The sequence below is a fragment of the Streptomyces sp. SP17BM10 genome, assembly GCF_036322405.1.
Lineage (GTDB): Bacteria > Actinomycetota > Actinomycetes > Streptomycetales > Streptomycetaceae > Kitasatospora.
In genome coordinates, this window is the sequence record NZ_JAQYXB010000613.1 from 22358 (window position 1) to 33664 (window position 11307).

Below are 11307 nucleotides of genomic sequence, written 5' to 3' on the forward strand. Positions count from 1 at the left end.
TTCAGGGGGCGGGCTCGCCCGGGGGCGTCGGCGGCGCGAGCTTGCGTTCGTCGGCGCGCAGGTTCTCGGCCTGCTCGCGCAGGCGCTTCTCGGCCCAGCCGTAGGAGGCGCGGGCGTCGGGTGTGGTCATCCGGGGGCCGATCGTGGCGGCCAGTTCCCGCGCGGTGTCGAGCAGGTCGGCGAGGGCGCCGAGCAGGGCCGCCTGGTCCTCGGGGCCGACGTCGGCGCGCCGGGTGCGGGCGCGGGGCAGGGCGTCGTCCCGGAGCTGGGTCCTGGCTTCGCCGACCGCCCTGACCATCGCCGCTATGTCGGGGTCCATCCCGGCCTCCTGCTCTCCGCGCGCGCCTGGTGTCCCGTCATGACTCCCCCGGCTGCCGGGACGTCAACCATGACGTCGGCCATGGGTGCGGACGCGAGCGCGCGGGCGGGGCCGTGGTGCGGGCGCGGGTCGCGGCGGCGGTCAGGAGGGCGGGCAGCGGGCCGGGGAAGGGACGGATCAGGGCGTCGATCTCGCGCCACAGGCCCGGTGCCGGCGGGTGGGCGGCGAGGTGGGCGGCGAGGTGGGCGAGGGTGGCGGCGTGCAGGGCGGCGCGGCCGCCGCCGGGCTCCCGGGTGGCGGCCTGGAAGGCGGAGGTCTGGCCGGCGTGGCAGGCGACGGCGTAGGCCGGGCGGGCGTGGTCGACGGCCTGCCGGGCGGTGATGCGGCCCAGTTCGATCGCGGACCACACGTGGTGGATGTCCAGGCCGTCCGTGCCGACCGGGGTGGCGGCCAGGACGGCGAGCGGGTCCGCCGCGTCGAGGGGGCCGAGGACGGGCGGGCGGCGGCGGTAGGCGGGCGGCGGCGGCCTGTCCGCGCGGGGCGCGGGGCCCGTGTCCGTGGGGGCGGGCAGGTGGCGCGGGGCGGGGCGGCCGGTGAGCAGGACGCGGGCGACGTCGGACGGGCAGTCGGGGTGGCGGGCGAGCAGCCGGGCCGCCTGGCGCGGCAGGCGGCGGGACAGGCCGGCCGACGCGACGAGCGCCCAGTCCACCCGGTACGGCTCGCCGAGGATCGCCCGGCCGCGGCGGGCGTCGGCCGCGGTGCGGATCCGGCGCAGGCGGCGCAGCAGGGCGCCGGTGCCGGTGAGCAGGTCCTCGGTGGTGGCCAGGAAGGGCTCGGGGTCGGGTTCGGCGCAGGCCCGGGCGATCCGGCGGGTCGCCTCGTCGGGGTCGGTGCCGGGCGGCAGGGCGGCCAGGACCTGCCGGACCCGGGCGGGGCCGCCGGCCAGGCGCACGGTGCGCCAGGCGGTGGCCCAGACGGTGGGCGGGATCGGGTCGCCCCAGCGGTAGGTGCGGCGGTCGATCAGCGCGGCGGCGGCGAGGTCGGGGTCGCCGGAGGTCAGGGCGGCGCGGTGGTGCTCGGGGCGGTAGCCGCCGGCGGCCGCGACGACGGTGGGGCGGCGCAGCCGCAGCCGGCATTCGGCCCGGTAGGCGAGGGACGGGTTGTCGGCCAGGCGCGCGTCGACGCCGGCGTCGTCGAGGTCGAGCAGGCGGTGCTGGGCCTGGGGGTCGCGGACGGTGCGGGCCAGGGAGCGGCGAACGGCCGGGGTGCCGTCGGTGACGGCGCTGTCGGTGACGGTGGGCGGGTGGTCGTGGCCGAGGAAGAAGAAGTCGGGGTCGGCGTCGACGAGTTCGGCGAGCGCGGCGGCCCGGTGGGCGCGGGGCAGCAGCGCCACCAGGCAGCCGACGTCGAAGCGCCGGGCCAGTGCCTCGACGTTGCGGGTGTAGTCGTCCGCCGTTGCCATGGGAGGGGACGGTAACAGTCGCCCGGCGGCGGCCGGGTGGAATTTCGCCGGGTCCGCCCGCGTGGGGCGGGCGGGGTGGTAAGGGCTCAGGCTCCGCGCGTCCAGCCGAGGAGCGGGGCGTGGGCGGGTGCCTCGCCGCGGGCGAGACGCGCGAGGTCGGTGACGGCGCCGGCCAGGGGTTCGGGGTGGGGGCGGGTGGTGAGGGTGCGCAGGGCGGCCGCGCGGGTGCGGGGCGGGCACACGGAGAGGAAGAAGAGCGTCTGGCGCCATGCGAAGGCGGCGCTGCGGCGGGCGGTGCGGGTGGTGAGGCCGTGGGAGGCGAGGCCGCAGGCGGTGGTGAAGGCGCGTTCGGCGAGGACGTCCCAGCCCTCGGGCGGGGTGAGGGCGGCGGGGCCGGCGAGGGTGGCGAGGTTGTGGGTGGTGAGGATCTGGGCCTGTTCGATGACGGCGCCGTTGCCCGTCACCGACCAGGGCGCGCCGGTGGGGCCGGCCCGCCGGGTGCACAGGGCGGAGAACTGCCAGGTGTCGTCCATCGCGTAGACGGCGGCGTAGTCGATGCCGAAGTAGCGCTCGTAGAGGGAGTTTTCGAGGAGTTCGGCGGCGATGCGGGCGGCCTGGAGATATTTGGGGCTGAAGCCGCCCATGAAGATGTCGGCGGCCAGTTCCTCCACGAAGGGCAGGTCGGCGCCGCTCTCGCGGGCGAGCGCGGACAGTTCGCCGATCAGCGGGTTGGGCAGGAGGGTGCCGGGGAACGTCGCGACGGCCAGGGCGCCGAGGCGGTGCAGCGTGGCGAGGTGGGCGTCGCGTGTGGTGTCGTCGGTGGTGCGGTGCGGGCGCACGGCCGCGTTCCAGGGGAGTTCCTCGGCGCGGACCTGGCGGGCGTAGTGGAGCAGGAGCAGGGAGCGGCGGCCCGCGAACGCCTTGTGGCCGGCGGCGGTGAGGGCGCGCAGGGCCGGGTCGGGGTGGGCGCAGGCCTCGGTGACGGCGGCGAGCTGGGGCGCGAGTTCGGCCAGGACTTCGGCGGAGGGCACCAGGCCGCGGGCGATGAGGGTTTCGACGGGTGCGCTGGTGGCGGCGAGGACGGGCTTGTGGAGGGCGGGCGGGACGGCGGTGCCGGCCGGGATCGCGGTGCTCTCGGCCTCGGCGACGGGGGCGAGGAGGGCCTGCGGGTCGGCCAGGCCGTCGTGCCGGGGGTGGGCGGCGAGGCGGGCGATGAGCAGCTGGGCGACGGCGTGGTGGGAGGGCTGGGCGGCCTGGCGGGCCTGGGCGTGGCGTAGGGCGGTGTGCTGGACGGAGCCGGGCAGGCCGCGGCGGCGCACCATCGAGTCGACGGCGTGGCGCAGCAGGCCGCGGGTGCGGGGGTCCAACCGCTTGCCGGTGACGGTCAGTTCGAGTGCGGTGCGCAGGATGGCGAGGTTCTCGCGGGGGTTGCGGTGCTTGCCGCACAGGGGGTGGGCGGCGGCGAGGGTGCGGTAGCGCAGGAGGAGTTCGGCGCCGCTGCGGTGCCAGGGCCCGCCGGGGGTCTGGTCGCCGGGGGTCTGGTCGCCGGGGGCCGGGTCGTCGGGGGTCTGGTCGTCGGCGGCCAGCCAGTGGGTGAGGAGGTCGTCGGCGAAGGGTGCCCAGACGGTGATGGCCTCGCGCTGGGCCTCCACCGCGCGGTTGGGGGTGCGGCGGGCGAGGGCGGCCGAGGCCTCGCCGGCGGTGCGGCGGTGGACGGCGTCCGGCTCGGCCGACGGGGCGTCACCGGGCGGCGGGGTGAAGCGCAGGCGGGCGGCGAAGGGCCGCAGGACGTCGACGAGGTCGAGCGCGGCCCGCTGGGCGCCGGCGCGGACCAGCCAGGCAACGGTGAGCAGCGCGGCTTCCTCGGGCACGGTGATGCGGTAGCGGCCGGTGTCGAGCAGGTGCCAGAGGTGGGAGAGTCCGGGCTCGGTGAGGGAGTGTGCGAAGAGTTCGGCGCGGCCCTCGGGGATGCCGGCGGCGCGGCAGGCGTCGGCCTCGTGGGGCTGGAGGGGGCCTTCGGCGCGGGCGCGGCCGGTGGCGAAGCCGCCGTGCAGGACCTCGGGGGTGACCCAGGCGGGCAGGCCGGTGACCGGGGTGCGCGAGCCGATGTCGAGGTGGCCGGACCGCATGGCGGCCAGCACCTCGCGCCAGCCGGCCGCGCGCTGTTCGGCGCGGGCGCGGGTGGCCGGGTCGGGGTGGGCGACGGCGGTGGCGAAGGCGCGGGCCAGCTGCCCGTGGGCGAAGTCGGTGGAGACGGCCGGCGTGGTGGCGGCCCGTGGCGGCTGCTGCTCAGCGTGGGTGTCCATGGCCGACGTGGCGGGCCCTGCCCCCGCGCCCTCCAGGACCGAAGCCTGGTGCTCTGTCTCGCTGAGCTACACGTCGTCGCTGCGGCGAGACCTTACGGGGGCGGGCGGCGGCGGTGCAAGCGGATATTCCGGCTGGTCAGGACTCCCCCGCGGCACGCTTTGTCCCGAGCGCGGAATGACGAACAGTAACCCTAGATGACAGATTGAGGTTTCGTCCCAGGTTCCGCCCGCCGGCACCGCCCGATGTGACGGAGCGTAGCCGTCGAGCGGGGTCGGGCGGCCGGATCTAGCCTGGCGGTATGGCTCGCCCGCACGCCCAGGGAGGTGCGCGATGCGTCGCAGGATCGGTTCGCGCGTGGGGGTCGTCGTGGCGGCGGCGGGGTTGGCGGCCGCCGTCTGCGGGGCCGGGCCGGCGGTGGCGGCCGGGGACAGCGGGTCACGGACGGTGGCGGTGCAGGCGTGTCCGGACGAGTCGACCGGGCCCGGCATGCCGCCGCTCAAGGCGCTCGCGGCGCAGGTCACGCTCCCGGACGGGGTGACCCTGCCGCCGGGCGCGGCGGTGTTCGGCGCCAGGTACCCCGGTGACGCGCAGTACGTGGTGGCGCCGGGCGGCTGGACGTGCGACGTCGTGTTCTTCGCCGGGGACGGCGGCGAGCAGGTGTACGTCCACCCGGGCGCGCACGCGGCCGATCCGCCCGGCGCGTCGTTCACCTCGCTCGTGCAGGCCGTGTTCGACAGCGGCGGCGTGCAGACCGACGTCGACCTGGCCTGTCCCTTCATCCCGCAGGCCGTGCCGCCCGGCGGCCAGTGCCTGGCCCCGCCGCGGCAGAGCGCCGACGTCGTGCACGCCGTGCGCACCGGGGACCCGCACCTGTACGCGGCGGCGGTGTCCGTCCCGGCGGGCACGCGGGAGCCGAACCTCGCCGCGAGCGGGCAGGCGCCGGCCGGGACACCGCCGGGGCGGGTGTTCGCCCTGGTCACCCTGGCGGGCACGGGCGGGGCGGCGCAGTCGATCAGCTGTGCGCTGCCGGGCCCCGCGGCGGCGAGCACCTGCCAGGCCGCGCTCGGATACCTCCTGGCCACGAGCGCGACGGGGCAGAGGCTCAGCGCCGGCCGACTCTCGGCAGCGCTCACGGACTTGAACGGTTTCGTGGCCTCGCAGGCGCACTGACCGGGAGCGGCGGGTCGACGACGTGTCCCGGGTACGACGTGTCCCGCGTGGTCATCGGCTGCGTGCACGACGGCGTGCCGTACGGCGTCGAGGGGCGGTGGGTGGGCCGGGGCGACTTCTCGTTCGCGCGCTGCGACAGCGGCGGCGGGCTGCAGAAGGCCACCAACGCGCCGAGCGCGTGTGGGATGAGGGCTGAGCCTCCGGCGGGGGCCGCGGGTGCGCGCGGGCCGGGCAGCGTTGCGTGCACTCGTGGTCACCGGTGGAGGTCAGTCGCTGCGCTCGCGGGGGGCGGCGGCGGCGAAGCTCACGGCCAGCAGGATGGCGAGCGCGAGCAGGAGCGCGCCGATCACGATCGCGGTCCAGCCGCCGCTGGTGAGGTTGTCCAGCTGCTCGCGGTAGGTGGAGGCGTGGGGCTCGGGCATGCCCTCGGAGAACGAGCCGTGGGTGCGGGGCTCGCAGACGTCGCCGGGCGACATGGGCTTGCCGTAGCAGGTGGGCACGGCGGCCTGGAGCTTGTGGACGCCGAGCAGGAGCAGGCCGACGCCCGCGACGAGCAGAACGAGCACGATCAGCACTGTCCCGGCCTTCCGGTTCCCCCCGTGGGTGCCGGTGTCCGGCACCTTTGGCCCGAATGTACCCCGGGACGGTGTTGAACGAACCCGGCCAAAGAGCGACAGGTCGGCTACGGAAGGGTCAAGTCGGCCGGGGCGCAGGGCCGTTGGGCCGACGCTGTGCGGCATGAGTGCGACGCGTGGGGGCCGTGGTGGCGGCGTTGCGGCGGAGCCGCTGCCGCTGACGGGAGACGACGACACCGGACTGACGCAGCGTCAATCACGGTGGTGAAACGGTGAAGCGGCGTGCACGCCACTAGAAAACCGGCCGGTAACCCCCTTACCGTCGAGGGCCCCGAAGCTTCCCCACCCAGGAGCTCGACGTGCCCCGACACCCCCACTTCCCCCTCCCCCGGCTGTTCGCCGCGTTACTCGCGGCGGCTCTTCTCCTCGCGCCCGCGCTCGTCACCACGCCCACCGCCGCCGCGCCCGCCGCCGCGGTGGCGGGCGACTACTGCCAGGGCCGCTGCAACGACATCCTGCCGCCGGGCGAGAACGGCAACGCCACCCTCGCCGAGATCCTGCTGAACCGGGTGTTCGGCACCCGCCCGGCCCACACCGACGACCAGCTCGGCCCGTACGCCGCGCTCGCCTCCGGCTACCCGGGCCTGACCGAGGCCGGGCTGCGGAGCTTCTTCAACGACGCGTCGTTCGGGGTGCCGGCCGACCAGGTCGCGAGCACGACCAGTCCGCGCCCGGACGTGACGATCGTGCGCGACAAGGCCACCGGCGTGCCGCACGTCACCGGCACCACCCGCTACGGCACCGAGTTCGGCGCGGGCTACGCGGCCGCGCAGGACCGGCTGTGGGTGATGGACCTGTTCCGGCACGTCGGGCGCGGCGAGCTGTCCGGTTTCGCGGGCGGCGCGGCGGCCAACCGGCAGCTGGAGCAGACGTTCTGGCGCGCGGCGCCGTACACCGAGGCCGAGTTGCAGCAGCAGATCGACGTGCTGTCCTCGCGCGGCGGGCGGGCGGCGCAGGCGCTCGCGGACGCCTCGGCGTACCTGGACGGGATCAACAGGTACGTCCAGCAGGCGTACGACTCCCGGACGTTCCCGGGCGAGTACGACCTGACGGGGCACGTGGACCCGATCACCAACGCCGGGTCGATCCAGCCGTTCACGCTGACCGACCTGGTGGCCCTCGCCTCCGTCATCGGCGCGCTGTTCGGCTCCGGCGGCGGCGGTGAACTCGCCTCCGCGCAGGTCAAGTCGGCCGCCGAGGCGCGCTACGGCAAGGACGCCGGCGACGCGGTGTGGCGCTCGCTGCGCGAGGCGGAGGACCCGGAGGCCGTCCAGACCCTGCACGACGGGCAGGCGTTCCCGTACGCGACGGTGCCCGACGACCCGCGGGGCGTCGCGATGCCCGACCCGGGGTCGGTGGTGGACGAGCCGGAGGTCTACGACGCCACCGGCTCCGCGCGGACGGCGACGACCGGTGCGAAGGGCGTGTTGCCGGGCAACCTGCTCAGCGCGAAGCACGGCATGTCGAACGCGCTGCTGGTCTCGGGCGCGCACACCGACGACGGGCACCCGGTGGCGGTGTTCGGGCCGCAGACCGGCTACTTCGCGCCCCAGCTGCTCATGCTGGAGGAGTTGCAGGGCCCGGGCATCAGCGCGCGCGGCGCGGCGTTCGCGGGCTTGAGCTTCTACGTGGAGCTCGGCCGCGGGCAGGACTACGCGTGGAGCGCCACCTCGGCCGGGCAGGACATCACCGACACCTACGCCGTGCCGCTGTGCACGAGCGACGGCTCACCGGTGACGACCGCGTCCGACTCCTACCTGTGGCACGGCACGTGCACGCCCTTCGAGCGCCTGGAACGCAAGGACGCCTGGAGCCCGACCACCGCCGACTCCACCCCGGCCGGCTCCTACACGCTGGTGTCGTACCGCACGAACTACGGCCTGGTGAGCGCCCGCGGCACGGTCGGCGGGGCGCCGGTGGCGTTCACCTCGCTGCGCTCCACCTACCGGCACGAGGCCGATTCCATCATCGGCTTCCAGGAGTTCAACGACCCGGCGGCGGTGCACGACGCGGCGAGCTTCCAGCAGGCGGCGCAGGACGTCAACTACACGTTCAACTGGTTCTACGCCGACTCGCGCGACATCGCCTACTACAACTCCGGGTCCAACCCGGTGCGCACGCCGGGCGTCGACCCGGGCCTGCCGGTGCTCGCCCAACCGGCCTACGAGTGGGCCGGCTTCGACCCGGCGGCCAACACCGCCCGCTACACCCCGCCGGCCCAGCACCCGCAGTCGGTGAACCAGGACTACTACGTCTCCTGGAACAACAAGCAGGCCACCGGCTACACCGCGGCCGGCTTCGGCAACGGCTCGGTGCACCGGGCCAACCTGCTGGACGCCCGCGTCAAGTCCCTGCTCGCCAACGGCGGAAAGGTGAGCCGGGTCGCACTCACCCAGGCCATGGAGGGCGCGGCCCTCGCCGACCTGCGTGCCGAGGACGTCCTGCCCGACCTGATCCGCGTCCTGCGCAGCGCCCCCGTCACCGACCCCGACGCCCTGGCCGCGCTCCAGCAGGTGGAGGCGTGGCTGGCCGACGGCGGCACGCGGCACGAGAGTTCGCCCGGCAGCGGGAAGTACGCGGACGCGGACGCGATCCGGGTCCTGGACGCGTGGTGGCCGCTGCTGGCCGACGGCGTCATGCGCCCGGGCCTGGGCGACCAGCTGTTCACCGCGCTCACCGGGGCGCTGCAGGTCGACGAGTCCCCCTCGGGCGGCAGCGGCGGCAGCGGCCCGGTCAGCGCCAACGAGGCGATCCCGCACAAGGGTTCGTCGTTCCAGTACGGCTGGTGGAGCTACCTGGACAAGGACCTGCGCGCCGTCCTCGGCGACGGCGTCGCGGGCCCGCTGGCGCGCCCGTTCTGCGGCGGCGGCGACCTCGCGGCCTGCCGGAGCGTCCTGCTGAACACCCTCAAGCAGGCGGCCGCCCGGACCCCGGCCCAGGTCTACCCGGGCGACGGCGACTGCGCGGCCGGCGACCAGTGGTGCGCCGACACCATCGTCCAGCGCCCGCTGGGCGGCGTCACCGACGCGAAGACCACCTGGCAGAACCGTCCGACCTACCAGCAGGTGGTGCAGTTCCCGGCCCACCGCTGAGAGAGCGCCCCCCTTCTCGTCTGGTTGACGAGAAGGGGGGTGGCCCCATATCGTCAAGGCGACGAAAAGGGGTTCGCGCACGACGGCACGGGCCTGGCGTTCTGGTTCCGGCCGCTGACCGCCGCGATCTCCGAGGTCCCGGTGGACGACCGCGAGCTCGCGATGCTCTTCCACGCCCGCACCGCCGACTTCCAGGACGTGACCGTCCAGGCCACCCTCACCTACCGGATCACCGAGCCGGCCACCGCCGCCGCCCGCGTCGACTTCGGCATCGACCCCGACAGCGGCGCCTGGCGGGCCGCGCCGCTGGACCAGCTGGCCACCCTGCTCACCGAGACCGCCCAGCAGCACGCCCTCGGCCTGCTCGCCCGCACCCCGCTCGCCGCCGCCCTCGCCGACGGCGTCGACGCGGTGCGCGAGCGCATGGCACACGGCCTGGCCGGCGAACCGCGCCTGACCGAGACCGGCCTCGCCGTCATCGCCGTGCGCGTCGTGGCGCTTCGGCCCGAACCCGAGGTGGAGCGGGCGCTGCGCACCCCGGCCCGCGAACTCGTGCAGCAGGAGGCCGACCGGGCCACCTTCGAGCGGCGCGCGGTGGCCGTCGAGCACGAGCGCGGCATCGCCGAGAACGAACTCGCCAACCGCATCGAACTCGCCCGCCGTGAGGAGCAGTTGCTCGCCCGGCAGGGCGCCAACCGGCGCCTGGAGGCCGAGGAGGAGGCGGTCGCCGACCGGGTGCGCACCGACGCCGAGGCGCTGCGCCGCACCCGCCTGGCCGCCGCCGAGGCCGAGGCCGCGCGCGAGCTGGGCGAGGCCCGGGCGGCGGCGGAGGCGGCGTGGCTGGGCGCCCACCAGCAGGCGGACCCGGCGGTGCTGCGGGCACTGGCGCTGATGCGGCTGGCCGAGCACCTGCCGCGCATCGACAGCGTGACGCTCACCCCGGACGTGCTGACCGGGCTGCTGGCCCGCCTGGGGGCGCCCGGCGCGGCGGGGGCGGACCGGTGACGCTCGCCCCGCGCGTGGTGCTGGTGCACCGGCGCACCGAGTACGAGGAGCTGGTGGCCCGCCACGGCACGCCCGGGCAGGCGGCGTTCTTCCTCGCCTCCCGGGGCCGCTCGGCCGAGGAGGTCGAGGAGCGCCACCTGCGCCAGGGCGCGGCGCTCGCGCAGGCGGCGGCGGCCGTGCCGCTGGAGTGGCGGCGCACCCGGGTGGAACGGGCGGACCTGCCGCGGTTCCTGTTCGAGCCGGGGGACGTGGTGGTCGTGGTCGGCCAGGACGGGCTGGTGGCGAACGCCGCGAAGTACCTGGCCGGGCAGCCGGTGATCGGCGTGGACGCCGACCCGGGGCGCAACCCGGGGGTGCTGGTGCGCCACCGCGCGGACGTGCTGGGGCCGTTGCTGCGGGCGACGGCGGGCGGGGGCGGGTCGGTGGAGGAGCGGACGATGGTCGAGGCGGTCGCGGACGACGGCCAGCGGCTGCTCGCGCTCAACGAGGTGTACGTGGGCCAGCCGGGCCACCAGACGGCCCGCTACCGGCTCCGCGTGGACGACGCCCCCGAGCCGCAGGCGTCGTCGGGCGTGCTGGTGGGCACCGGCACGGGCGCCACCGGCTGGTGCCGCTCGGCGTGGCTGGAGCGCGGTGCGCCGCTGGCCCTGCCCGCGCCCGGCGCCCCCACCCTGGCCTGGTTCGTCCGGGAGGCCTGGCCCTCCCCCGCCACCGGCACCAGCCGGGTCCACGGACTGCTGGACGGCGGGCGGCAGTTGGCGCTGACGGTGGAGTCCGAGCACCTGGTCGCCTTCGGCGACGGCATCGAGTCCGACGCCCTCGACCTCACCTGGGGCCAGAGCGTGCGGGTCGGCGTCGCCGCGACGAGGCTGCGCCTGCTGGGCTGAGAAGCACGGCCCTGCTCCCCCGTCGAAACGGAGGAACAGGGCCATGTGGTGCTACGTGACGAGGGTGTTGCTGCTCCAGATGGCGCCGCCGATGCCCTCGCCGCCGTCGGCCTTGTAGACGACCAGGTCGCCGTCGTCCTGGACCTTCAGGTAGGAGCCGCCGGACCAGAAGGTGCCGCTTTGTCCACGACCCTCGCGCATGGGCCCCCGGCACGGGAACACGGGCCGAAGCCGGGGAACCGCCGGGGTGAACACGGGCCCCCGCCGGAAGCGCGTCGCTTCCGGCGGGGACCCGTGTCCGACGGGGCTCCGTCCCTGATCAGGCGGTCGGCACGAACTTCTCGTTGCCGGCGCCGGGGACGCAGTCGAACAGGATGACCGGGGTCTTGTTGTCCCAGGTCGGGCCCGGGCCGGCGACGTTCAGGCAGCG

General features: G+C 76.0%; 9 protein-coding genes and 1 tRNA gene. 4 read left to right on the forward strand and 6 right to left on the reverse strand.

The genetic code is table 11. The features are described 5' to 3' along the window. Position 1: 1 nt before the first annotated feature. The 4 genes from PUR71_RS23155 to PUR71_RS23170 form a co-directional block, all read right to left on the reverse strand. A complete protein-coding gene (locus tag PUR71_RS23155) occupies positions 2 to 319 on the reverse strand; it encodes a hypothetical protein (protein WP_329929006.1) in 318 nt (105 codons plus the stop codon). Between the two features lie 37 nt (positions 320 to 356). Then, the gene (locus PUR71_RS23160; RefSeq protein ID WP_329929007.1) at positions 357 to 1781 is read right to left on the reverse strand and encodes a hypothetical protein; all 1425 of its coding nucleotides are present in this window, start codon (positions 1779 to 1781) and stop codon (positions 357 to 359) included. A gap of 86 nt (positions 1782 to 1867) precedes the next feature. After that, entirely contained in the window at positions 1868 to 4087 is a 2220-nt protein-coding gene (locus PUR71_RS23165; RefSeq protein ID WP_329929008.1) for a hypothetical protein, read from the reverse strand. Further along, a tRNA-Arg gene (locus PUR71_RS23170) sits at positions 4087 to 4163 on the reverse strand. The genes PUR71_RS23165 and PUR71_RS23170 overlap by 1 nt, the downstream gene beginning before the upstream one ends. A gap of 255 nt (positions 4164 to 4418) precedes the next feature. Here PUR71_RS23170 and PUR71_RS23175 point away from each other — a divergent pair. Further along, positions 4419 to 5258, forward strand: coding sequence for a hypothetical protein (locus PUR71_RS23175; RefSeq protein ID WP_329929009.1), 840 nt, complete (start codon positions 4419 to 4421; stop codon positions 5256 to 5258). 266 nt (positions 5259 to 5524) lie between these two features. Here PUR71_RS23175 and PUR71_RS23180 read toward each other — a convergent pair whose 3' ends face one another. Then, the gene (locus PUR71_RS23180) at positions 5525 to 5824 is read right to left on the reverse strand and encodes a hypothetical protein (protein WP_329929010.1); all 300 of its coding nucleotides are present in this window, start codon (positions 5822 to 5824) and stop codon (positions 5525 to 5527) included. Between the two features lie 368 nt (positions 5825 to 6192). Between PUR71_RS23180 and PUR71_RS23185 the strand changes: the two genes are divergently transcribed. From PUR71_RS23185 to PUR71_RS23195, 3 genes are read left to right on the forward strand one after another with little or no spacing between them, the layout of a single operon-like run. Continuing rightward, positions 6193 to 8985: a penicillin acylase family protein gene (locus PUR71_RS23185; protein WP_443077532.1), complete on the forward strand. Its 2793-nt coding sequence runs from the start codon at positions 6193 to 6195 to the stop codon at positions 8983 to 8985. Between the two features lie 39 nt (positions 8986 to 9024). Further along, the gene (locus PUR71_RS23190; protein WP_329929011.1) at positions 9025 to 9990 is read left to right on the forward strand and encodes an SPFH domain-containing protein; all 966 of its coding nucleotides are present in this window, start codon (positions 9025 to 9027) and stop codon (positions 9988 to 9990) included. Continuing rightward, the gene (locus tag PUR71_RS23195; RefSeq protein ID WP_329929012.1) at positions 9987 to 10877 is read left to right on the forward strand and encodes a hypothetical protein; all 891 of its coding nucleotides are present in this window, start codon (positions 9987 to 9989) and stop codon (positions 10875 to 10877) included. The genes PUR71_RS23190 and PUR71_RS23195 overlap by 4 nt, the downstream gene beginning before the upstream one ends. A gap of 51 nt (positions 10878 to 10928) precedes the next feature. Here the strand turns inward: PUR71_RS23195 and PUR71_RS23200 are convergent, their stop codons facing one another. Further along, entirely contained in the window at positions 10929 to 11078 is a 150-nt protein-coding gene (locus tag PUR71_RS23200; RefSeq protein ID WP_329929013.1) for a hypothetical protein, read from the reverse strand. Positions 11079 to 11307 lie beyond the last annotated feature (229 nt).